The following is a 24,353-nucleotide window of genomic DNA, read 5'->3' as shown; positions in this document are numbered from 1 at the left end:
GGCGGTCCCCGACGCTAGTACGACAAAGGGTTGTGATCCTTTCCATGGCAGGTGAGGTAACAGGTTCCGCGATACGTGCCATTGTCAACAAACTCCAAACGTCCGCCGGAGGATTTGGTCACGTACAAGGTGTTGAAGTTAATCAAATGGTTGGCGGCCGCCACCCCGTGCGAATCGTGACACGTGGTACAAGCGGTTCGCGCGGTGGTGATGTGTTTATTGTGCGTTTTGAAGCTCTGATCACTTAGGATGCTGGCGCGACTGTGGCATTTGTAGCAAAGCGCGTATGAGGCGGAGTTTTCGATTTGATTATCGGTCAACTCCAGGCGGCGTTCCAGGATCGGCGCATAGGTCGAGCCATGCGGCCCTTTGGCCCCATTCCCACCCGCCCCCGGTCCGGTGTTATTATTGTGGCAGTCCGTGCAATACATCAGGCTGCTGGTGGTCCATGGTGAAATCAGGCTGGGGACATTCGGGTTTTTGCCGAGATTGACCACCGGGTGATAGGAACCGCTGGCGGAACCAAATTCCAACCGGGTGTTTGTTTGCGGAAATTGGCGTTGCACGGAGGGTGCCCCGCGCCCCGGACTGTCTGCGTGACAACGGAAACACAACTCGTATTCACGGGAGATCGGGGTGATGCGGGCCCCGGTGGCAGTGACACCCTTGACGCCGGCCAGGGAGCCGGAAACCAGCGGGGCCTTGGCGGTTTGCGCGTTGACCGCGTGCGGATTATGGCAATCCACGCAGGTGACATGCCGGGTGGCATTCACCGCATCTTCCATGGGATCATGCACGCCGGTGGTGAACGTGATGGGGTGGACCGAGGTTTTGTTGAATTCCTTCTGGATGCTGTTCGCCGTCACATTGCCATTATGGCACGGGTAACAGTTGGATTCGTCCCCGGGATAATTAAGCAACCGGGCTTTGGTGCCGGCCGAGTGCGGCCGGTGGCAATTCTCACAACCGTTGGCGAGCACCGTCGTTTCCTTGGTATGCGACCAGGGGTTGGGGGGGACGCCATTCCACGTTTTGGTGGAAAGTTTATGCACTGATAGGTCCCACCGGGCCAGGTTGTGGCAGGCCATGCACAGGGTGGAACCGTAGTTGTTTTGTACCAGGAATTTGCCATTCTTGTTGTCGTGCGCGGAATGGCACGAGGTGCATTGCACCTGCTTGTTTGCGTCCAGGTGAACCGGTCCGGTCAGGCTGGCTGGATCGCGGAGTTGGCCGTTGGCCATGACCAGGGCGGAGTCGTAGGTGAACGAAATCGGATGATCATCGGATAAGTCCGGGCCGATTTTGATTGCCCCAGAGGCCAGGGTCCGGATCTCCGGCTGCGCGCTTTTATTGAGACGTGTTTTTTGCACCATGCCCATGGCGATGGTACCGTCATGGCAACTCAGGCAAAGCTTGGATGCGCCGGTGGGCTGTCCGATCGTAGCTTTTTTGGTCGAGCTAGTGTAGGGGGTGTACACCGCACCGGAATCTTGGTGGTTCCAGAGTGGCGCCTGTCGTTTCACGGTGTGCGGGGTATGGCAGGTAATGCAGATTTCGGTTTCCGTCACCGACTTGACGGTGCCCGGACTGGATGCCGAGAGGTTGTGTTTGGAACTGCGAATGCCTTGCCCGATCGGGTCCGCCACGCTTGCGAATGGCAACAGCGCTACGAGAATCCAGCCTCGCCAAAACGGACCGTTTGGCTTGCGCGCGGTGCCGCGTATTCGGACTGATATTGGGTTCGCGTTCATGGCTGATGGAGGTATTTGAAAATTTGAATCCGGCGGTTATACGTATCCGCCACAAATATCTGGTTGTCCCGACCAATCGCCAGTCCGGCAGGCATCCAAAACTCTCCCGCCCCCGGCCCGGGGCCACCCACCCCTAATAGAAAACGCCCTTCCTGATCAAATACTTGTACATTGTCGAACAGGGCGTCCAATACATACACATTGCGGTCGCTGTCCACGCCCACTCCCTTGGGGCGGCTGAGGTTGCCCGAACTGTCGCCCTGGCTGCCAATGGTTTGCACATAACGTCCCTCGGTATCGAAGATTTGCACCCGGCAGTTCATCGAGTCGGTAACCAGCACCCGGCCTTGCCCATCGGTTGCCAGGTGGGTCGGGTAATTCAATTCGCCGGGTCCGGTGCCGCGGGTGCCCATGGCGGACAGAAAGTTGCCGTGCAGATCAAACGCCAAAACCTGATGCGCGCCCGCATCCGCCACATACAGTTTGCCATTGGCGATCACCAGGCCCGCTGGACGCTCCAGTGGATGATTCAACTCGAACAGGAATTTTCCCTGCGGGTCGAATGCCAGCACTTTGCCCAAGCCCGAGTCCGCGACAAACAACCGGTTTTGATATTTGGCCACCGCGACGGGAGAGACCAATTGGATTCGCCCGATCTTATTCCAGCTCTGCCAGGTTTTCCGGGTGCGGTCGAAATAGCATACCACCCTGGACCCGGTATCCGTGAGGCAAAGGTTATCCGTTTCGTCCAACGCCACGCCGAAAGGTTTGATCAGTTTGCCCTGGCCAGGTTCCGTGCCAAACAGCCAGCGTGAGAATCGTTGCCTGCCGTTCCAGCGGACTCCCAGATCGGCCGGTTCATACACGCTCTGAACATACGCCAGACGCGGCGGAGCAGGGGGCTCCGGCCAGACGCGATACACCGGCTTGTCCGCAACGTGCGGGGCCTTTACCAAGCTGCAACCACTGAACAAAAACGTGCTGAGCGCCAGGGTGAGGATGGCATACGGAACCGTATTTACATCCCACCCCACCAGATGCTTTTCCCCAGCCTGGGTCGTATCCGGCTTTTTCAACCATGGATATGTGAGGATTGAACGCATTTAGAAGGATCGCTTGATGTGCAGGAAAAAGAAGTGGCGCGTTCGCAATTCACCCAGGTAATCCTGATCCGAGTAATCGTAGCCCATTTTTAACGAAAGCAGGTTGCGGGTGTATTCGAGGCCGGTCTTGGCCACCACCATGGTTTGGTCAAACCCAACGCCGCGATCCATGCGTACCCCGCCCTCCGCCGACCAGGCAAGATGGGTGGTAAAGCGGGTGTTGTAGCGCGAGATAAAACTATAGCTGGCCCGCCGCCGGTTGCTATCCGTAAATGTGAACCACGTCTGGTCCAGATCAATACCCAGCACGGAGTTCGCGTCGGGTTCAAAATTGAACGCCTCGAACAGCCGTTTGGAATTATACGGGGCCAGGTTGGAATCGTAGAGTTCGTATTCCGCCCCGGCCCGGAACCAGCGCCAGGAAAAATCAGTGCCGATGACTTTGTCCGAAATATTCTGCAAAATGACGTCCCGCCCGCCGTGGTTATTGACCGCATTCCAGCGTCCATAGATGCCCACCAGACCTTTTAGGATGTCCAGGCGGAAGTACAACTGGTTGGCGATCGTGGTGAAGGTGGCCGACGGTTGGACGGCGACTTGATAGTCCACCAGGATGCCATCGCCATCCTTGATCGTGGTGGCGGGCAGGGTCTCCCAATCAATCTGCATCAAATCCCCGTGCGGGACGAGTCGGTAGTCGAGATTTTCCACATACGCTTTGCCAGTCATGTCCGTGATGCGAATGACTTTAATGACGCGTGGTTGGTTTAAATAAACAATGATCCCTTTTTTCATGGTGTGTGGCTCACCCACGATCAGAATGATGGTTCCGGTGTTTTGGCGTTGTTCGATATCATACCGGCCGTTGTAGCCCAAAGTCAGAATTCCCCAACTTCCCACATGTTTCGTATAGGACTCGCTCAGACCAACCCCGTACCGCAGATTCTCCGTGCTGGCGGTCGGACTGGAAGAGTCGAGGGTGTGGAGATGCGTTTCCAAGACCGAGGATAGGCTCTCGTATAATTGATGGCGCAAGGCGATCTGGCCGTTTTGGCCCTGGCTCTGCGTGGTTCCCGCCGTGTTGTTATCAAACCCATACTCCAAATTGCTCTGCAGTTCCTTGGTGTGTTCCGCAATGCCATGTTCCTGGATCAGCAGGCTGGTCGTGGGCAGCATCTGGTTCTCCAGTTTGTTGTAAAACAGGCTGGACGATAATTTGTACCGGTCGTCCTTGCCCCACGCCTCATCATCCAGCAGATTCACCGCGTGATACGTGCCTTGTTGGACGGGAACACCCGACTCCCGGCGGTCAAATTGATCATAGCTGTAGCTCAACCGGGTGTTGGAGGTGCGCGAGCGATCATGGCGAATATCAAAGGAGGCAGTGGTTTCATCCAAGGTGGTCGGACGAATTGTCGCTGAAACTTGCTCGTCCAAATGCGTCACGCCCAGATTGAAGGGCAGTGGACCTTCCTGGTAACCGGCGCGTCCGCCATACCGTTGGCTATCCACCGTGGAGCGATTGAAAAAATCGAACTGCCGGAAATTATGGTCCTTGTCCGCGAAAAAATTGAGCGAAAACGGCTTTTCTTTGAGAATGTTTAAGTCACCATGGTACCGCTGCAAAAAGCGAAACGCGGATTCGCTGCCGGGTTGGTTGCGTCCCGCCTGCTGGTTGAGCGTTTGTTGCTGCCAACTGACCCCATCCTGTCCGCTCAGTTTGAACTCCATCAAGTTGGGGTGATAGATCGAACCTTGGATGCCCAGGTTGACCAGGGGGGCGATGTACGTGTAGCTGCGTTTTGAGACGTCGGAGTTAGGACTTTGCCGGGTTTCATTCTCGCTCTCGACTTCCAAGGTTACCCCCACCTCGGTTACTTTGGCGCGCAGCCATTGAAATTGTGGTGACTGGTCCTCATTCCGATACTGGGCCATCAGGGGGCTGCCAACGCCAACCAGTCCCAGCAGGAGTAGCCATACCGGCGCACTGTTCTTGATCGGCCAGGCGTTCATTGAATTCCCCTGCTGACATCAGGGTTTACGGGGGCGTTGGTGGTCCCAACCACGGTGGCTGGCATGGCGCTGACACCCTTCGTTGTCACCGGCGGTACGCCATCAAAGAAAAACGTCAACCAAGCGTGTTTCGTTTGGGTCGCACAGCCGCTGACCAGCAAAAGCCCGAGGCCCATGCCCACGACCAGACAACACCAAAACAGGCGTGCTTCTGCTCTTGGACGGGAACGATGTTGGGGTGAGGCGCGCACGCTCGGGATCAAAGTTTATGGCCAAAACCAAAGACACTGAGTTTTTCTTCACCCACTTGGCTGATGACCAGAATCAGGAATTCCAGCTTGAAGTCGGGGGCTACGTATTTTTGGAAATGGTTGTTATGCTCATAGTCAATCGCGATGCCCGCCGGAAGGTTTAAGATCGCGTCACCAAAATACATTAACAACCGGCCGGCGGAATCAAAAACTTGCACCACTTGACTGGCGGCATCCACCACATACAACCGATCCTCGCGATCCACCGCCATTCCCTTTGGCCGGACAAATTCGCCCGGCGAATCTCCGATATTGCCAATGGCCCGCAAATATTGGCCGTCGGCTCCAAAGCACAGCACTTTCCCCATCAAGTCAGCCACGTAACACCGCCCTTGAGTATCCAAGGCCAGGTTGGTGGGGGAAATTAATTGCGTAATTTCCGCCTTGGCTTGGTCCGGAAAGGTGCGCGTTAAATTGTGGCTGGCTTTGTCATAAACCCGGATGCAGCGTTTTTTCACATCCACCACATACAACGCGTCTTTAAATATTTTCACATCGGTGGGCCGCGTCTCCTCTTTGTTGCCAATGGCACCCAGGAACGATTCGTCCTTGCCAAAAATCAACACCTGCCCGCGTCCGGTGTCGGCAATGTAGCGGGTGCCGTCCGCGTCCACCGAAATATTGATGGGGGTCCCCAGTCGGCCTTCTCCGCTTGGCGCAAAATAGCGCATGGACTTTTTGTTCAAATCCAGAATCGTGATATTTCTGGCGCCGGTGTCGGCGACAAAAATTTGATTGTCCCGGATGGCCACGCCGTACGGCTTGAGAAATGTCTTGGGCGGTTCTTTGCCCACTAAAAATTGCGTGAAGGTACTGGGGCGAACGCCCCAATCTTCGTTGTTGCCGCAACTGAACAAGTACTGAATGCGCGGCGGGGCAGGGCGGGGGGGATAAAAGATAAATCGTTTATTCGCGCCGGCGGCGGCCTCTTTTGGAGCCGCTGCTATGAGGGGCAAGGTGATCGCTACCCAAAAGCACGCGCTTGCGCCGACCAGCCAGCCAATTGACCCAGCTTGCAAGGGCAACCGCTTCATCTTCTGACCAATGGATTGCATAATATCCGTTCCGTATATCCAGTTCGTTTAGGACCCTTGTTGCTTCATTATAAGGGCATCCTGCCGTCAGTTGGCAGGATGCCCGCGCAAAACCCTGATTTTCCTTTGCACGCCGGCTATGCCGACGTCAGTTGTTCAGGTGGCGTGTGCGCCACGAGCCGTGGCAGTCCCTGTTTACTTAATATGGCAGGTCAGACACATCGCGCTGCCGTTGTTGTTCATCCGCAAGAAGGGAGTATAGGTGCTATCATGCACGGCATGGCAGGAACCGCACTCCACTTTTCCGAGGAAGAGCGGAATGTTGCCTGCCGCGTCCACTTTGGCGGCGGAGGCCGGGGAGACCAGCGCTTTGTCCGCGATGGCTAGCGCGGCGTCATAGGTGAATGATATGGGATGTGTTTTGCTGAGGTCGGTGCCCAGATTTGAGAGGCCAGAGATGCTGTGGCTGCCCGTTGCCCCGCCGAAGGTGTCGTTGGCCACCGTTCCGTCATGGCAGCTCAAACAGGCCTTGGAAGTGCCGGAGGGCTGGGCCGTTACCGCCTGCATCGTGCCGTTCGGGTTGCCATACAGGGTATAGGCGGCCTGTACCGTGGTTCCGTGGTTCCACAATGGCACCAAGGTGGATAGCGCATTGTGTGAGGCGTGGCAATAGATGCAGATTTGATTGGTCCCCCAAGTTTGAAGGGTCAAATCATGTTTGCTGCCTTTGATGGTGGTCGCGCCGTTGGCAGTGACCGCAGTGGCCAATATGGAGCTGGCCACAATAGCAACTGCGGCGGCGAGTTTGAATAGGTATTTTACTGCATTCATGGGTTTTGTTTGTTGTAGGTTGTTGTACTGTCGTTTTTTGCTTTGTTTACCGTTTTACTTATGTTATTGTTACTTCAGTGGGGCTTCCTTGCTCCTTGCACCACAGTTTTGGCGTCGGTTGGTCTGTCACCGTCACCGAAAATTTGATTTGCGTCCTTTGTTTGCGTCGGCCTGCCGCTTGGCCGCCGTCGCCCGGACGCCTGGCAGCGGTCCGGCATGCAGTTGCCCTGATTTCGTAACTTCTCCGCCGACACATCCGCCAGCGTGATTTTTTGCAGCGACTTGCAAATCTGCTCTTTCATCTTCGTCCACAATTTGTGGGAGGGGCAAATATGCTGCGCGTTGCAGGCGTGCAATCCCAGCAGGCACTGTCCCATCCAAGCGCGCCCTTCCACCGCCTCTACCACTTGCAGCACGGTGATTTCATCGAGCGGCCTAGCCAGCATGATTCCGCCCTGGCGACCGCGTTTGCTGAGAATCAGGTTCAGGCCTGAAAGTTTGTGGACGAGCTTGGCCAGATACGGCTTCTGAATGCCTGTGCGCCGGGAGATATCCTGGATCAGGCACACGCCGTCATGCTTCATGCAACTGAGGGCATGAATGGCATAGCCGGTACTCTGTGACAAACTTAGCATACACGAGAAATAGCATGACAATATTTAATCGGCAACAATAAAAATGATAATGACATCATTTTTTGTAATCTGTCGTTGTTTTGCCGTGTTTTTTTAATTCCATTCATCGTTATTTCAATGGGTTCAATTTCATTCATCTCCGGTTGCGTGTCAACAACCCGGCTCCTGCTGCCTCAGAACCAACCGGCTAAGTTTGCCTATATCACGCAAAACTAATATTGCGAAAAGCAATCGCCGTGCCAGGTATCAAACTCCGTTTCATGCGTTTCTCTAACCCTGAACACTTTCGAATACTGCTTATTAACAACGAGTTCTGACCATACTGATGGTTGGTATGTGGATTGGAATACCGTCTCCTGACTCACGTTTAGACAGTGCGTGGCTGGGTTTTCCAATAATAGTACATATAAATAATACTTATCATAAATGGCATGGCACGATTTTACGCATCCATTCCCGATAATTGACTCTTTGGCGCGAAACGTGCTTTCAAATGACGCTGAAATGGAATTTGTGCTGGCATGTTCCTGAAAAGTTTGTATATTGGGTCAGCACGTTGACGAAAAGTTTTTACGTTGCGCCGATATGTTTTTGAATAGTTGTCAAATGAGACGAGTTCGACCTGCTCTGCCGCGCCGTCAGGCAAGGTTATATTTTATGCGTGCTCGCCGTTATTTGCCCCTATTTGCCGCCTTGTTTGCGGATGGCGGCTTGGTTTTGCGAAGTTGACTGGCGCTGCCATAGCATGAACATGATTATCTTGATTATAAACGGAGGTTATCCATGAAGCTCGTAGCCGCCGCCGTCAGTCGGCGCATATATCCATGGTTCGAGGGGGCCAGGGGCGGCATTTTATTTTGGAGAATGCTCTCCCGGATGTCGTTTGCCATCCTGTTCGCGCTGGTTCTGCTGCTGCCATCCGAAATTTTTGCGACGGACCCGCCGCATCTGACCAGCACCAACTGCGCCGGTTGCCACATTTCCCATGGCAGTCCGAATGGCGCCATCTTAAAAAATGCCGGCATTTTTAACCTCTGCGCCAGTTGCCATATCAACGGGGGAAGCGCCTCTAATAAAGTGCTGGTCGCGAGCGATCAGGCGGTGGTTTGGCCCGGGTTGCCTGCCGATACCAATATCATCGTGACTGGTGATTCGCACCGCTGGGATTCCGGCGCAGCCGGGCGTCTCCAGTTTATGCGCGGGGCGGTCACGGCTTCCACCGGACAGTTGCTGCCCAGCGGACTCTACACGGGCGCCTACGCCAAGACCTATACGATTACCATTGTCACTAACGGCAATGTGGGTGCGGCCAGGTTTAATTGGACCACCACGCCGGGTGGCTTGGGGGCTTCCAACGTGGTGGTGGCTGCGAGCAATTATTTGAATGAAGGGGTGGGCCTTTTGTGTACTAATGGTACGGGCACCTCGTTTCAGGTAAGCGATAAGTGGTACCTGTTTGTGCGCGCTGATCTACGGCATCCCACCAATGCGGCGCTGTGGATGCGGATGAGCAACGGGTTGGTGCATTGTTCGGTATGTCATGATGTTCACAGCCAGACCAACGCACCGTTTGATCCCAAGGCACCCGCTTATGCTGGGACGAATACGGGGGCGGGCCGGCATTTCATGCGCATCGCGAATAACACGGAACAAATGTGCGTGGATTGTCATGCCGTTCGCAACGTTACCAACTCGGTTTCGGGCTCGCATCCGGTGGGATTGAAGGGCGTGACCAATGCCTATTACAAATATACCACCAATTTGCCACTGGAAAAGACCACTAGCAACGTCCGTTGTCTCACCTGCCATATGATGCATTTGGCTCAGGCCAATGACGGGGATTTATTGCGAATTACCAACAGCACCACGATGTGCCTGGAATGCCATCAACTGGCCGATACGATTACTCCCGATGCGCACTTTGTCACGACCAACACCGCCTTGCTTTGGCCCGGTGGGCAATACGGCAGTACGTTTCCGGCTCGCAGCAACGCGGCCGACCGGGCCAGTTGCGTGAATTGTCATGCCCCGCATGGCTGGCCCAACGCCACGAATACCGCAACGCATTATCCCAAGCTTCTGGTGGATGTGGAAGAAAATGTATGCTTCACGTGCCACGACACCGATGGCCCGGCCAATAAGAATGTCAAAACCGATTTTGGCGATAAGGTGCATCATCCCGTTGGCGATGCCGATCCATGGCGACGTGCGAATCGCTCGGTCGAGTGCGAGGATTGCCATAACCCGCATCTCGCCCAAGTTGGAGCGCATGTCTATACCAACATCGCGACGTCCGCGCGTAATCAGGTGAGTAATCCGTTAAAAGGCGTTTCCGGGGTGTATTATAATTACTCTACCAAGACGAATAATTGGCAGGCGACCAATCAGGCGAACTACGCATTCGTCTCCAAGGGCAGCAGTACGACTTTTGGAGCGACCAACGAGTATCAAATTTGTTTCAAGTGCCATACCGCGTATGCGTTTGGCTCGACGCCACCCGCTGGCATTACCCCATTGTACACTATTGGCACGGTGAGCTTTACGACCAATAGTACTCTGGTTACTGGATCGGGAACCACGTGGCGAACGGGTACTACGAACGGCGCGGGCATGGTGGGACTTTGGATTTATCTCACCAATAACCCTGCTGCCGCCTATCGCATTACGAATGTGGCCAGTACCACCAGTCTGTCCATCACCCCGCCTTACGCGGGTGCCACCGTCTCAGGTCAGGGATATGCCATGTCCGGGGGAACCGATTTGGCGCAGGAATTTAGTCCTTACAACATGTCAGGGCATCCGGTTGTGGCTGGGTTGGACTATTTTTCAAATTCAATTCCGGTGGGTACTCCATCGAAAAGAGGGCTGCAAATACAAGCCATGAAGCCGCCTTGGACCAATAATGTTGGCCAGCAAACCATGATGTGCTCGGATTGTCATAATACCGATGGCGCTACTACTGCGGCTCAAGGTCCGCATGGGTCAGCGACCCAGTTCATGCTGCGCGGGCCCGGTATCTGGCCCAATACTACCACTTTCACCTCAAGTTGGTGTGCAAATTGTCACAACGACAGAACCAGCTTTAGTGGTCATGGAAACCATCAAGGCGCGGTTGCCGGGTGTTACTCCTGTCACATTGTTATTCCGCACGGCGGCAAAGTGTCGCGCCTCATCGCTACTACTTCCATGCCTGCCAGGTATGCGTTTAGCAATAACCTCAGTTATGTAAACATAACGCAGTTCAGAAAATCCTCCTATTCTTACCCGGAAAGCGGATACTGTAAAACTACCTGTAGCCATCATTCTGGTGGATCCGGCAACGAGACTTGGTAGATTCCAATATCGTCGCTACAACACGCTTGTGCCAAACGCCGTTAAACAGCTCCTAAGATCGCCGAGAGTCATCCTCGGTGAGATGGTGGGAATTGCCTTTGCTGGGGTGATTGGCGCGGTATTGCCACAAGCGGGCACCGCGACTGCGGCAGAGTTGGCTCGTCTGCATGAAAGCGGGCCGTTCGTTCTGGCTCTGGTGCAAACTTTTGCGCTTGATCATATTTTCCGAAGTGTCTGGTTTCTGGTTCTGACAGGGTTGCTCTCGGGTTCCCTATTGATCATCGTGGTGGAACAAGTTCAACGATTATGGGCGCAATGGTCGTTGCGCTTGAGTCCGGCCCATTTTCAATCCGCGCCATTCGTCGCGGAATTTGAAAGACCGGTGGTCTCATCTACACGGGAAACCATCACTCGCCTTCATATTTGGAGCGAAAAGCGTCTGGGGTTGGCAGGTTCCGCAGTGTTTCATCTGGGCCTATTGCTGGTCATCACCGCTGGTGCCTGGCGTGCTTTATTTGGGGCGGACGCGGTGGTGGATTTGATGGAAGGCGAAACCTTGGCACCGCAGGCTTCGGCCTGGGCGGCCCAATGGCCCGGCGTCTGGGGAAAGCCCGTCTGCCTGGATCAGCCGATCATCCTGAAGACGGTCAAGGCAAGACGCTACGAAGATGGCGATTTACGCGAACTTAAAGTGATTCTGGATATGCCAGGGGGTGGCCGAACCCAATCTGTGGAGGTGGCGGTCAATCAGGATTTGCATCTCTCAGGGGAACGGCTTTTTTTGGCGGCGGATTTTGGGCCTGCTGCCTTGCTGGAATGGCGAAACCAAGGCCATGATCCAATTTTTCAGAGTGTATTGCTGACGGAACAGGGAAACAGCGGTTTTGTCGCGTCGGTTGCGGGTCCCAATGGCCTCTGTGCCCATTTGCGCGGACAGATGGATGACGCCGGTCATCCGTCATCGGTGCTGGAAGTGCGGGTGATGCGTGATCAAGCACTACTTTATCTCGGAGATGCCCGCGTAGGCCAAACCTGCGTGCTTGCAGACGGCGTAAAACTGGTATTGCACGGCACACCTCTTTGGGCGCGGTTGCGCGGCAGTCATGACGCGGCGTTGTGGCTGGCCTATGCCGGCTTTGTCCTGGTTATGGCGGGTGCCGCCATGATATTCATGATCATCAAAGTAGATGGTTGTGTGATGATCACTCCCGTGGGTGAGCGGGAGCGGGTATTCATCGCCTTGAAGCCACAGCGTTTCGCTCCGCTATTCCGGGAACGTTTTGAACAATTGGTGCGGGAGAATGGTGGTTCTCTCCCACAGCCAGCCATTGCTCATCCTCAGCTTGAATCGCCGGTTCCATGTAGCCGTCGAGGTAAGGAGACGGAACATTCCGCAATCCGCAATCCGCAATCCGCAATTTCCGGTCTCCTTGCTTCGACGGCTACGAAGGTGGGTGAGAAATGCGGATTAGCCGGCTGGCTTTTGCTGGCGCTCTGTTTGTTTGGCCAGACCGGTTGCCAGAACCATGATCTGGCCGAGGCGCGCCAACTAGTGGAACGCTACAATCAAGTAGTCTCCGAGGCCTATCGCCGGGGCGACATCAAGCTGGTGGACCCGGTGGTGGGACCCAATGAAGGCAAGAAGCTAACCGGCTTGATCGGCGTTCGGCTGGATTTGGGCATCACGCTGGATTCCCGTCTGTTGGCGCTGGAAGTGATCGAGGTGTCCAAGGCGAAGGATGAACTGCGTGTCCGCACCAAAGAGCGATGGCATTATCGCGATTTAAAAATTGGCAGCGGGCAACAAGTGGGTGAAGCTTCCCTGGATAACTACGAGATGCTGTATATTTTTAAGAAAATTGATAAGGCTTGGATGGTGGACGAGATCAAGTTCACCACCCCGCCGCAGGTTAGCCGCAAGCAGACCCCTTGGATTGCGGATCGCGCCGCCCTGCATGGCATGGCGGGACCAACCAACGCAAAGGAGGGAGCCAAACCATGAGCCCGTTTGCGTGGGAAACTGTCTGTCATTGGTCGGCTGTGGCGTTGTACATTGCCGCAACCGTCGGGTTTGCGTACGCCCTGTTTTTCGGCGGTCTGCCGAAACAAATAGTCAGTTCGACATCCTCAAATCCAGAGCCTGATTCTGCAATCCGCAATCCGCAATCCGCAATTCAGGGGGCGCTTTGGGTGACCGTGGCCGGCTTGGCGATGCATTCGGTGGCGCTGGTTCTGCGCTATATCCATGTGGGCCATGGCCCGTACATGCTCAAGTACGAGGTGCTCTCCTCCAATGCCTGGATCACGATTGTGATGTTGCTCCTGTTTGTCTGGCGCAAACCCAATTGGGCTCCGCTCGCCCTGCTGGCCTTGCCGGTCTCCATCCTGATGGTGGGCTTGGGCCTATTCACCAATCCAGAGGCGCGCAACCTGCCGCCCACGCTGCGCTCGCTGTGGCTCGTGTTCCATGTCATTTTTAACAAACTGGCGGTAGGGGCGTTCATTCTCTCCATGGCTTCCGCCATTGTGCTATTAAGGAAACTCAAGGGCGCTTCAGGCCGCTGGCTGGATCGTCTGCCCGCGCCGGATGTCGTCGAGGCGTACACGGTACGATTCATCGGTTTCGGCTTTGTTTTCTGGACAACTACGATTGGTGCCGGCGCCATCTGGGCCAACCAGAGTTGGGGGCGCTACTGGGGATGGGACCCGATTGAAACCTGGTCGCTGGTGACCTGGCTGGCCTACGCCATTTTGTTGCATGCCCGATTGTTTTTCCGCCTGAAACCGGCCACGCTGGCCTGGGGTACGATTTCGTGCTTTGTGCTTTCGGTGCTGACCGTGTTGATTTTCCCATTTGTTTTTCCGTCCATGCATTCGGCCTATTTCCAATGATGAAACCACGCCCTGAAATTTTGCTAGTGACGCCGCCCTACCACTCGGGAGTGGTGGAGTCGGCTGGGTCGTGGCTGCCGTTGGGGCTGCTGTATGTGGGCGGGGCGCTTCAACGCGCGGGTTTTGGCGTGGCGCTGTATGATGCCATGACCCGGTTCGACACGTTGGAACAAGTGCGCGAAACGATCCGCCGTGAACAGCCGAATGCCGTGTTTGTTTCCTGCATCACCGCCACGGTGGTGGATGGCATGGAAGTTTGCCGCGTCGCCAAGGAAGAATTGCCGCAAGTACTGACCGTGCTGGGTAATACCCATCCCCACTTCATGTATGAGGAAATCCTGCGCGAACATCCGGAGGTGGATGTAGTGGTGCGGGCGGAAGGCGAGGAGACCTCGGTGGACCTGATGCGGGCCTGGCAGGCGGATGCCAGCCTCAGTCGCGTGCCAGGCATTGCTTATCGGGAGGGCGACCGGATTGTGACGACTCCCCCCCGCCTCTTTATCACCGATCTGGATGCGCTCGAACCATCCTGGAATCTCGTGCCGTGGAAGGAATACAGTTATCGGCCCAAACCCGGCAGCACGCTTGCCGTCGTTTCCTCCTCGCGCGGCTGCAAGCAGCATTGTTCGTTTTGTTCCCAGCGCCTTTTCTGGAAGGAATCCTGGCGGGCGGTTTCCGCGGAACGGTTCGTCAACCAATTGGAGATGCTGCGCGATACGCACGGTGTGGATGTGGTCATGCTCGCCGATGAAATCCCCTCCCTGGACCCGGTGCGCTGGAGCAAAATCCTGGACCTGCTGATTGAGCGCAACCTGGGCACGGCGCTGCTGTTGGAAACCCGGGTGGACGATATTCTGCGCGACGCCGACCTGTTGCCGCGCTATCGCAAGGCAGGCATCGAGCATATCTATGTGGGCGTGGAATCCGTCAACCAGGCTACGCTGGACCTGTTCAAGAAGGACGCCAAGGTCGAGCAGGGCAAGCGCGCCATCGAGTTGATCAACCAGCACGAGATGATTTCGGAAACTTCCTTTGTCATGGGCATGCCGGATGAAACCACGGCGGACATGCAGCGCACGGTGGAACTCGCCAAGTTCTTTGATCCGGATATGGCGTTTTTTCTCGCCATCACACCGTGGCCCTATGCCGATCTGTATAACGACGTCAAAGATCATATCGCCGTGCGGGATTACCGGAAATACAACCTGGTGGAACCCGTGATTAAGCCGGTCGCCATGACCCTTGATGAAGTGCGCGAGCAGCTTTTCAGCGGGTTCCGCGAGTTTTACCAGAACAAGATGCGGCGTATGCATACCATGCCGCCATGGAAGCAGGAGTTCATGAAAACCCTCATGAAACTGCTGATGGAACATTCGTATCTGCGCGATCAAATGGCCGGGTTGGGACACCCTTCAGGGATGGCCGAAACACCGGCAGCAGCGATGAAACATCCGATGTCTCCGGAACTGGCGGTCATCAGTTCAATCCCCCTTAACGCAGGAGCAATAACATGAAAGCATTGTATCAATGTGTCATTCGCTTGGCGCAATCCGCCCGCATGTTTCACGGCGGGCTTGATTTGCCTGTCCGTTGTAAGGAGATAGACCATTCCGCAATCCGCAATCCGCAATCCGCAATCGCCGCGTTCCGTCTCCTTACCTCGACGGCTACAAATATCGCTGTGCTGGCCATCGTATGTGGCTTGTCCGTGACCTTGGCCCAAGCCGCTTCACCCGTCGCGACTGCGCTGGGTGCGTACACCGAGCAAGTGGTGGTGCCCACGCGGTTGGCGGTGGATGCCGCTGGCAACCTGTATGTCACCGATAGTAAAGCTGGGCGGGTGGTTGTGTTTAATGGGTTTGGTCAGGTCACGGCGGTCAAATCGGGTTTTCAGAAACCGCTGGGCATTGCCGTGGATGGCAATGGGCGCATTTTCGTGGGCGAAATGCAGACCGGCAGCGTCAGCGTTTTTGATGCCCAGTGGAATCTGCTCTATAAAGTGGGGGTTGGTGACACTGAATTTGCCATGCCCAATCATCTTGCCATAGACGCGGCACCTGGCGGCGATATCCTGTATGTGGCGGACAGTCCGGCAAATGCCATCAAGGCATATCGCGATGGCAAGTTCGTCTTCCAATTGGGCGGGCAGGGGACCAATGCCGCAGTATTTGATTTTCCGACGGGCGTGTTTGTGAGTGCCATTGGGGAACTGTTTGTCGTGGATCAGAACAATGATCAGGTGCAGGTCTTTGATCGCAATGGCGGATTACTGCGGGCCTTTTCCCTGGTGACACCGCTCGGGGGCATGGGGTTGGGCGCGGCCGGCGGCAGGTCGCAGGGCATCACGGGCGATGCCCAAGGCCGTCTCTATGTGGCGGATTCCTTTCAAAGCATTGTGCGCGTATTTGATTCGCAGGGCGTGTATCTTTCCAAAATCGGCGCGCTGGGCGATGGCGTTGGGCAGCTCGCCACGCCCACCTCCGTGGCCTTGGATGGGTATGGCCGCCTATTTGTCGCCGCACCAAACAATGGGCGGGTGGAGGTGTTTGGCCTGGATTCCTTTAACCATGTCTCGGTCCTGCCCGCGCGCCCGGTTGTGGCGGCCGGAAGCGTGGTGACCTTGTCGGTGACGGCTGGCGGCTCCGGGCCGTTCAGTTACCAATGGCGCAAGGGCGGCATCAGCCTGGTTGATGGTGGACGCATCTCGGGGGCCACCAGTGGCACCTTGACCCTGACGGGCGTTATGCCGCCGGATAGCGGCAATTACTCGGTCTATGTCACGGGTCCGATGGGTGATTTTACCAGCGCCACCGCGCCGCTGACCGTGCTGGTGCCGTTGAGCATCACCAGCATTACCACCAACCAGATGGTGGTCCAGGGCACCAATGTGCTCCTGACTGCCGGCATCGCGGGTGACGCCCCCGTCATCCAATGGCAATTCAACGGGCTGGATATTCCCGGTGCGACCGCCTATACTTTCTTGTTGAGCAATGTGACACCCGACAATAGCGGAAAGTATTCCCTGGTGGTCAACAACGCGGTGAGCAGCACCAGTGCAGTCACGGCACTCAAAGTCATCACTCCGCCCGCGCCGCCGCGTTTGGATGTCACCGCTCATGATCCCGCCACCGGGATCCAATTCACCCTGACGGGCATTCCCGGTTGTACGTATTACCTGGATGGCAGCACCAACCTCATTGACTGGGTGAACCTGTCGGGGGTGAACAACGAATCCGGCACGGTGGATATTGTGGTGCCGGATGGTGATATCCAATCGCGTCAATTTTATCGGCTGCGCTGGGTGCCGTGATGAGGGAACGCCGTTAACAACCTTCCACACCTGTTGACTATGACACTTCGTACCTGTCTTTTACTTGTCGGCTTGGGGTTGTTGTGGGCGCTGGGGGTAATCAATTGCCGCCTTAACGTAAATTTCCAACAAGCCAGCGAGGATCGGCGCCTGAGTGTGCCGCCGGTGGCGGGCAGCGGTTTGGAGGTGCGGACGGCCTTCGGTGGCATCTCGGTGGTGGCCGATTCCGGCGTGACGAACGTGGAGATCATCGCCAAAATCAATGCTGGCGGGGAGACTTTGGAAGAAGCCAAAACCAACCTGTCGCGCGTTCTGGTCAAAACCGAGCGTCGTTCCGAACAGGTGCTGGCCATCTGGATGGAAGCCCCGAAGCTCTCGCGCTTCGGTGCCGGTTGCTCGTTCGAGGTGCGCGTGCCGGAGGCCAAAGGGATCAAAGCCAGAACCTCCAACGGCGCGATTCATTTGCAGGGCCTGGGCGGCGCGGTGGATGCCGAAACCAGCTTTGGGAGCGTGACCGTGAGGAAGCAGCGCGGTCCGGTCACCCTGCGTTCTTCCAATGGCGCGATTTCCGCCGAGCAGATCGCGGGCTCTGTCAAAGCCAACACCTCGTTTGGGCATATCACGGCGCGCGACGTGGAGGGCAAGGTGGACGCCACCACCAGCAATGGCGGCATCGAAGTGGTCAAGGCGGGCGATGCGGTGCAAGCGACCACGGCGTTTGGCACGGTGACGATCCGGGATGTGGCCGGCAAAACGGCCGTTCGCAACTCGAACGGCGCGATCAAAATCGAGAAAATCCGCGGCGACGTCACGGCCAGCACCTCCTTTGGTTCTGTCGAGGCCCGGGAGGTCACGGGTGCCGCCGATCTTTCCAGCCTCAATGGCACGCTCACGTACGCGCCCGCCAAAGGCAATGAGAATACCTTCCAGTTGACGGCCACCTTTGGCGCGGTGACGGTCTATTTGCCATCGAGCGCCAAGGGCACCATCAAAGCCGCGACCTCCTTCGGCAACATCCAGGTGGATGGACCGCGCAAACCGATTTCCGTTACCGGCGAAAAGGAACAAAAGCAGATCGTGCTGACGGATTCCGGCGGGGTGTCTGAAATTCGAACTTCCAACGGTGCCATCCGGGTGCATTTGGAATAGAACGGCAAAACCCTTCCTTTGGATGGGCACCCATTCCGGTGCATTGGGGTTTATTGGCGTCATACCAGAGTCGGCATGAGTAGGTGAGGTATCGAGACTCAGCGGATGGTGGAGGCGGGGGGAGTTGAACCCCCGTCCCTGACAAGCAAACCGGCCGTGACTACATGCTTAGCCGAAAGAGAGTTTCTACGTCCGGATAACCTTTCGGCAAGAATCCGTGCGCATAGTCAGCATGAATTTTTCTCGGGCTTTTGCCGCGCTGTCTCCGGCATCACCCATACCTGCTGCATCGTTCATCCACCGTAGCAGGTGTTCGGCAGTGAACGCCGCAGCACTAGGCTGCGAGGGCCAATTCAGTGTTGGCTGTTATTTTTTGACCCGATGATTTACGAGGCCCACGGATCATCCTCGGCATGCCACCTCCGGCGTGTATCTCAGGTCGAAACCAGTACGCCCCCACACTCAGAGTTTGCACGTGTAATATGGCACCGGCTTCACTGAAGGTCAAGTACGGATAACGTTTAATACGCGCCCGTTCCCGCACTTCAGTTCTTCGCTGCCGGTTCCTTGACTGTGAAGATCACATACCACCACCCACAAAACCAAGTTCACCCCCGATTTACGGGGTGGAAGTGTCGCCGTCGTTAGTCTCGCAAGTGACCGACGCCGTGTGCGCGGAAGTGCTGGTCTGGCAGAACCGACCGTTGGAGGAAGTGTACCCGATCGTGTATTTTGACGCGCTGTGGGGCAAAGTGCGGGACAATGGCCAGGTGACGAAGGTGGCTGTTTACCTCGCGCTGGGGATCACGATCACCGGGCAGAAGGAGGTGCTGGGGATGTGGGCCGCTGCGAGTGAGGGGGCCAAGTTTTGGCTGCATGTGTTGACCGAGTTAAAGCACTGGGTGCTATTTTTTCGTTGGTCGTTGTGCCGGACCTCGCTATGGTTGGCGGCGATATGATGAATTTTGTTTACCGATTTTAACCGCCATCTGTTTTATGAAACCGTTGCTTGCCACCACTCTGCTTTTGACTCTCATGGGCCTCGCCCAATCGTCTGACACGCGCGCTGCCGAGACGAAGCCGCCTTTTGGCGAAAATGTCCAATTCCGCGGCAGCCTCAATAACGCGCGTCTCCAATTTACCGTTCACAAGAAAGGGCGCGTCGCCTTCATGGGCGGCTCGATTACCGAGATGGATGGCTACCGTCCCATGGTGTGCGACGCTTTGAAAAAGCGATTCCCAGAAACGGAGTTCACCTTTATTGATGCCGGGATCTCCTCCACGTGCTCGACCAGCGGCGCGTTTCGTCTGGATCGGGACGTGCTTGGCGGCGGGCCCGTGGATTTGTTCTTCATCGAGTTTGCGGTGAACGACGACCAGGATGGACATCATACGCGTGCCGAGTGCATCCGTGGGCTCGAAGGGATCATTCGTCATGCCAGGCAGAATAACCCGAACACGGACATTATCATCACGTTCTTCGTGAACGAAGGCATGCTCAAGGCCCTCCAGTCGGGCGTTACGCCGCTCACCATCGAGGCGCACGAGGCTGTCGCGAAACACTATGCCATCACCACCATCAACCTTGCCAAGGAGGCCGCTGAGGAAATCACCGCTGGCATGTTGACCTGGAAACAATACGGGGGCGTACACCCCGCGCCGTTTGGAAACGCCATCTGCGCCCGGATGATTGATGAAGCCTTCAACCGCGCGTGGCAAGAGCCGCTCACCAAAACCGCCGCCCTCGTCGCGCATCCGTTGCCCCAGCCGCTTGATCCCCTCAACTACAGTGCGGGTCGCTTTATTGACCCGAAACTCGCCAAAATCAAAAATGGATGGTCCACGGGCATCCCTGACTGGAATTCGCTCGCGGGTGGAAAACGCGCGCGCTTTAAAACCATCCCCATGCTTTGCGCCACCGTGGCGGGAGCCGAATTATCACTTGAGTTTGAAGGTACGGCCATCGGCGCATTCATCGTCGCCGGACCGGATGCGGGAATTGCGGAAGCGAGCGTTGATGGCGGGCCGTTCCGTCCGGTGGATCTGTTCCATGCCTATAGCAAAGGCTTGCATTATCCGCGCACGGTGCTGCTCGGTTCCGAGTTGACCGGTGGCAAACATACGTTGACCCTGCGCATGGCTGGCGAAACCAAGAGCGCCGGCCACGCCATGCGGATCATGCAGTTCGTTGCGAATTAAACGCGCGCCACCGTGTAATTCGAGGCTAAAACCTTGGCACTGGTTTGCCGCAACCCGCCAAATTAAATGCCCCGTCTGGCGGGCGGGGCTTTTCAGGCTCATCAGTGCAAATGTCGGCGCATGGAGTCTTCCCAGTTGGCGTCGTGCAACCGATCAACCGCCTCGCGATGCACGATTTCGGTTTGGCCAACGCCTTGCGCTCCGTCTGTTTTCGAGGCGTTGGGCGGGAAAGCCCGGAATACGGTTTCAAGCAGGTCCTCGATCTCCGCCGCATAACTCCGGCGAAAGGCCTTGATATCCGCTTCGTCCGGCAAGTGTTTGCCGAAGCTTTTGCGCAACTCCGGGTCCTGTTTCAGTTTTTCGGCGATCTCCTTCGAGCTGAAAACGCCCCGGACGTAGCAGTACGTGATTACTCCCAGCATGTCTTTGATGGGGAGTCCAAACGCGTCATCCTCTCCCGGAGCGGCTTGCGGCAGGTGTGCCGCCGATTCCTCCGCGGTTTTCTTAATGAAGATGGTCTGGCTTTCGCTTCCCGGTACCACCGGATCGGTTTCACCCGCTGATCGGTGCGCAAATTTGTTTAAATGCAACGGTGATTCCACCGCTCCTGGCGAAGATTTGGTATCGTCATTCATAATCTGATTTTATTGATGTTCCTGACGCGCGATAACGTGCCACACAAGTTGCGTCGCGCAAGGCCTAACCTGTTTATGGATGACACGTTTACCTGTCGTGACGCCATGGTCTGCCGTCTATCGCTCAAGCAAGTCCCGATAGAACCCCAACCTTTCTTTTCCGGCGATCGGGCGGGGACCGGGTTTTGCGCCGAGCGCCATGGTGGCAGGCTGGTTGGGGTCAAAGGCCTTCCACGCCGGCAGGTTTTCGCCGTTGGGATTCCCGGTTTTTACAAAGTTTACCCAATAGGAGGATACCTGATCCGCCACCCGGCGATCCGCCTCGGTCCAGGGATGATCCAGCGTATTCAGGTTATTGAATTCGTAAACCAGATCCGAGGTATGAAATGCGCCAAACTCAGGATGCTCTTTGCACGGAATGGCTTGTTCAAAGAGATAGGTGTAAACCGGAGCCTGGTTTTTCCGGGCTCTCCGTGTAGCCCAATAAAACACGGTGGACATCCGGTATTCAAGCTGCGCCCGCTTGACCAGTTCACGCGCCTCCTGGTCAGTGGACAAGGGACAAAAGGCCAGATAGGCAGCTTGCTTGGTGGTAAACGCCTCGCGTTTCTCCCCGAATACGTTGACCAATTCTCTAGGAAAAGTAGCTACGGTGGTTTTTAAGTAATTGACCGGCGGACATCCCGGGGAATCATCCGCCGTCAGGCCGGTCAAAGTTGGCACATCGCTGGCCAGTCCTTTATCCAGTGCCACGGGATACTCTGATGGCAAAGCCCAGCCATCCAGACAGAAGGCGCTTCCCAGCACCGCCCGGGTGAAACCGTTTACCGCAGGATCATTGGCGATGAGATCCCCGGCGGGCATCTGGCGCAGCTCGGCGATGGTTTTGGCCTTTTTGACGGCCGCAAACTTCAGCCCTTCCTGTTCCTTTTGCCATACGCCGCCGACTTTATGCGGCGCCATCAAGTAATCGTACGGAAAACTCATGCAGATCGCCCCGCGAAACAATCCTTTGGCCACCGGGCTGGTGGTCAGATAATGCACGGTCGTACTGCCGACCGAGTAGCCGGCCAAGGTCACTTTATCCGGATCACCGCCAAAGGCGGCAATGTTATCATGCACCCACCGCAACGCGGCGATCATGTCCAACATGCCATAATTGCCGGAGAGATGAAGTGGCGATTCTTTGGTCAGTTCCGGATGGCCCATCCCGCCGATAATTCCCAGGCGGTGATTGAGCGTGACCACCAGGATACCCTTCTTCGCCAACCCTTCCCCGGGAAAAGATCCGGGAGCAATATAAAACAGGACGGCCAGTTTATCCGCCGCTGATTTTGCGGGGGTCCAGACATTCAGGTACAGACAATCTTCGCTGAATGACCGTGGTACTGAGTTTTTTGGAGTTTTTATGCTCCACGGCAGCGTGTCGGCGTTGCCTTTCGGCTGGGGACATTGCGCGCCAAACTGGTCGGCTTTGCGTATTCCCTCCCACTTGGCGGGTGGTTGGGGTTCCCGCCAGCGCAGGTTGCCCACCGGTGGTGCGGCATAGGGAATGCCTTTGAAAATAACCACATTATCTTCCTGATTGGCCACGCCTTCCACCAGTCCCCACTCAATCCGGACGGGATTGCGCAAATCGGAATCGGTGGCAAACCCCGTTCCGGACGCGAGGAGCAACGGGACAGCGAGAGTAAGGGCGAATTTCATGGCGCAACTTGGCTCTTGGGCAGCGTTAAACGACGGTGTTTGTGCCAGAGAAGGCTCGCCGTGAGATCGGGACTGGATTTGATCCGACCGCGATTGAGCTCGTGGAGCATGGGGAACAACTCGGGGGCAAACTCGCAGAGATCCAGCCATGGACTGCGCAGACCGCCGGGGGGATGGCTGCCTGGAGTGAGGGTGCCGTCCACGCGCGGGATGAACTTCCCATCGGGCTGTCGCATCACGTAAAGAACAGTGTTGGCGAACGGTTCCATCATGGCGGCGGTGATGCCGTAACGGCGGCTGAGGTAGGCGCGGTAGAGTCCGGCGATGTCTTCCCCGCCGTGGCCAGCATCTTCGATGTGGCGCAGCGGTTCTTCGGCGACATAAGCCCATTTATAGCAGAGGTGGCCTTTGACGGTGACGCGTTGCACCTGGGAGAAGAACCAGTCCACCGAGGCCTTCACAATTGCATCGTATCGCGTCACACGGTCAGCATCATCGCCCAGCAAGGCGTGACATTCGGCAAGACGCTGAAAACCGTGATTGAGCATCATCTGCTGATTCCAGGGTACCGGACGTCCAGCGGTGCCGGATTTGGTGACCGCTTCGTAAAGTGGCGAGTCAGGAAAGTGAAAACGCAATGAGCCAGGGTGCACGAGCCATTTGAGGATAAAACTGTCAATGGTCCGGTCCAGCTCACGCACGTAGTGCAGAGCGCGTTTGCGATAGGTTGCACCAAAGCCAAAGGGGTCACCATCGGGGACTTTCAACTCCCAAAGGTTCTGGCGCTGCAAGATGAGCCTGGCAGCATTGGCGACATGGCCCACTACGTCACCGTTCTCCGCTGCGGAGTAAACGGGTTTGCCGTCGGTGACCTCGGTGTTGGGCCAGACCAGTTCCCGTTGCCCAGTCCAGATGACCGCGCCCTGCTTTGGGTGGTTGCGCGCGGCCAGCATCCGGTCCGTGAACGTGAGCATCCGATCGAGCAATTCCTGATCGCCGCAAATCTCAAACATGCGGCCCAGGGCTTCAGCGGTGGTCCCGCCACTACCATAGACCATCGCGTTGTGAAGGTTATTCGTCGGCACCGGCACTTCGCGCAGGTAATTCTTAAACGCCTGAATCTCCGTGGCGGTGACCGGCCCATCGAGTTTTTCGACCACCAGCGTACTGGCGGCATTAAGCCCGGCCAGCGAAGCCAGTAACAGAGCGGTTAGGGCGAGAATGTATTTCATTGGAGTGATTTCCCTTTGAGCATGGCGACCGAGCCATCATCGCCAAGCAACAGGTTCAGATGCCGACTCAAGGTCGTCTGCAGCTTCGCTTGGAACGCTGGCAACGAGTCCAAGGGCTTGGGGGCATCGGCGGCAAAGCCCACTCCGGGCACAAGGAGCAGCAGGGCAAGAACGAGTGTGAGAGTTAATTTCACAAAATGGCTTAATGATTCAGGTTT

Annotated in this window: 17 protein-coding genes, 1 other RNA gene and 1 pseudogene; 8 read left to right on the top strand and 11 right to left on the bottom strand. The window is 56.2% G+C overall.

Going from position 1 to position 24,353, the window contains the following annotated elements:
- Nucleotides 1-14: 14 nt before the first annotated feature.
- From WCO56_01090 to WCO56_01065, 6 genes are all read right to left on the bottom strand, one after another.
- Entirely contained in the window at nucleotides 15-1,751 is a 1,737-nt protein-coding gene (locus WCO56_01090; protein ID MEI7728136.1) for a cytochrome c3 family protein, read from the bottom strand.
- Entirely contained in the window at nucleotides 1,748-2,854 is a 1,107-nt protein-coding gene (locus WCO56_01085; GenBank protein MEI7728135.1) for a 6-bladed beta-propeller, read from the bottom strand. The genes WCO56_01090 and WCO56_01085 overlap by 4 nt, the downstream gene beginning before the upstream one ends.
- Nucleotides 2,855-4,867, bottom strand: coding sequence for a hypothetical protein (locus tag WCO56_01080; GenBank protein ID MEI7728134.1), 2,013 nt, complete (start codon nucleotides 4,865-4,867; stop codon nucleotides 2,855-2,857).
- A gap of 259 nt (nucleotides 4,868-5,126) precedes the next feature.
- Nucleotides 5,127-6,233, bottom strand: a complete 1,107-nt coding sequence (locus WCO56_01075) for a 6-bladed beta-propeller (protein ID MEI7728133.1) — start codon at nucleotides 6,231-6,233, stop codon at nucleotides 5,127-5,129.
- 174 nt (nucleotides 6,234-6,407) lie between these two features.
- Nucleotides 6,408-7,043, bottom strand: a complete 636-nt coding sequence (locus tag WCO56_01070; protein ID MEI7728132.1) for a cytochrome c3 family protein — start codon at nucleotides 7,041-7,043, stop codon at nucleotides 6,408-6,410.
- Nucleotides 7,044-7,117: 74 nt separating this feature from the next.
- Nucleotides 7,118-7,678, bottom strand: coding sequence for an Rrf2 family transcriptional regulator (locus WCO56_01065; protein ID MEI7728131.1), 561 nt, complete (start codon nucleotides 7,676-7,678; stop codon nucleotides 7,118-7,120).
- A 783-nt stretch (nucleotides 7,679-8,461) separates the two neighbouring features.
- Here WCO56_01065 and WCO56_01060 point away from each other — a divergent pair.
- From WCO56_01060 to WCO56_01035, 6 genes are read left to right on the top strand one after another with little or no spacing between them, the layout of a single operon-like run.
- Nucleotides 8,462-11,011 carry a cytochrome c3 family protein gene (locus WCO56_01060; protein MEI7728130.1) on the top strand — a complete coding sequence of 850 codons (2,550 nt, stop codon included), beginning with the start codon at nucleotides 8,462-8,464 and terminating at the stop codon, nucleotides 11,009-11,011.
- 28 nt (nucleotides 11,012-11,039) lie between these two features.
- Complete coding sequence (locus tag WCO56_01055) at nucleotides 11,040-13,013, top strand: cytochrome c biogenesis protein ResB (protein MEI7728129.1); 1,974 nt, start codon at nucleotides 11,040-11,042, stop codon at nucleotides 13,011-13,013.
- Complete coding sequence (ccsA, locus tag WCO56_01050; protein ID MEI7728128.1) at nucleotides 13,010-13,903, top strand: cytochrome c biogenesis protein CcsA; 894 nt, start codon at nucleotides 13,010-13,012, stop codon at nucleotides 13,901-13,903. Before WCO56_01055 ends, ccsA begins: the two co-directional genes overlap by 4 nt.
- Complete coding sequence (locus tag WCO56_01045; protein MEI7728127.1) at nucleotides 13,900-15,417, top strand: radical SAM protein; 1,518 nt, start codon at nucleotides 13,900-13,902, stop codon at nucleotides 15,415-15,417. Before ccsA ends, WCO56_01045 begins: the two co-directional genes overlap by 4 nt.
- Nucleotides 15,414-17,213 (top strand): immunoglobulin domain-containing protein, encoded by a 1,800-nt coding sequence (locus WCO56_01040; GenBank protein MEI7728126.1) that lies wholly within the window; start codon nucleotides 15,414-15,416, stop codon nucleotides 17,211-17,213. The genes WCO56_01045 and WCO56_01040 overlap by 4 nt, the downstream gene beginning before the upstream one ends.
- A gap of 39 nt (nucleotides 17,214-17,252) precedes the next feature.
- Entirely contained in the window at nucleotides 17,253-18,362 is a 1,110-nt protein-coding gene (locus WCO56_01035; GenBank protein MEI7728125.1) for a DUF4097 family beta strand repeat-containing protein, read from the top strand.
- Between the two features lie 106 nt (nucleotides 18,363-18,468).
- On the opposite strand, the gene ssrA is transcribed toward WCO56_01035, so the two are convergent.
- Nucleotides 18,469-18,820: a transfer-messenger RNA gene (gene ssrA, locus WCO56_01030) on the bottom strand.
- 159 nt (nucleotides 18,821-18,979) lie between these two features.
- Between ssrA and WCO56_01025 the strand changes: the two are divergent.
- Both WCO56_01025 and WCO56_01020 read left to right on the top strand, forming a co-directional pair.
- Nucleotides 18,980-19,261: pseudogene (locus tag WCO56_01025) on the top strand (transposase).
- A 97-nt stretch (nucleotides 19,262-19,358) separates the two neighbouring features.
- Nucleotides 19,359-20,561 (top strand): GDSL-type esterase/lipase family protein, encoded by a 1,203-nt coding sequence (locus WCO56_01020; GenBank protein MEI7728124.1) that lies wholly within the window; start codon nucleotides 19,359-19,361, stop codon nucleotides 20,559-20,561.
- A gap of 101 nt (nucleotides 20,562-20,662) precedes the next feature.
- Here the strand turns inward: WCO56_01020 and WCO56_01015 are convergent, their stop codons facing one another.
- The 4 genes from WCO56_01015 to WCO56_01000 all read right to left on the bottom strand — a co-directional run bounded on the left by WCO56_01015 (nucleotide 20,663) and on the right by WCO56_01000 (nucleotide 24,329).
- Nucleotides 20,663-21,196, bottom strand: coding sequence for a transposase (locus tag WCO56_01015; GenBank protein ID MEI7728123.1), 534 nt, complete (start codon nucleotides 21,194-21,196; stop codon nucleotides 20,663-20,665).
- A gap of 117 nt (nucleotides 21,197-21,313) precedes the next feature.
- The gene (locus tag WCO56_01010) at nucleotides 21,314-22,903 is read right to left on the bottom strand and encodes a carboxylesterase family protein (GenBank protein ID MEI7728122.1); all 1,590 of its coding nucleotides are present in this window, start codon (nucleotides 22,901-22,903) and stop codon (nucleotides 21,314-21,316) included.
- Nucleotides 22,900-24,135: a hypothetical protein gene (locus WCO56_01005; protein MEI7728121.1), complete on the bottom strand. Its 1,236-nt coding sequence runs from the start codon at nucleotides 24,133-24,135 to the stop codon at nucleotides 22,900-22,902. Before WCO56_01005 ends, WCO56_01010 begins: the two co-directional genes overlap by 4 nt.
- The gene (locus WCO56_01000) at nucleotides 24,132-24,329 is read right to left on the bottom strand and encodes a hypothetical protein (protein ID MEI7728120.1); all 198 of its coding nucleotides are present in this window, start codon (nucleotides 24,327-24,329) and stop codon (nucleotides 24,132-24,134) included. The genes WCO56_01005 and WCO56_01000 overlap by 4 nt, the downstream gene beginning before the upstream one ends.
- Between the last annotated feature and the right edge of the window lie 24 nt (nucleotides 24,330-24,353).

It is taken from the genome of Verrucomicrobiota bacterium, assembly GCA_037139415.1.
Lineage (GTDB): Bacteria > Verrucomicrobiota > Verrucomicrobiia > Limisphaerales > Fontisphaeraceae > JBAXGN01.
The sequence above is the reverse complement of the archived record's forward strand: the minus strand, read 5'-3'. Positions and strand labels throughout refer to the sequence as shown.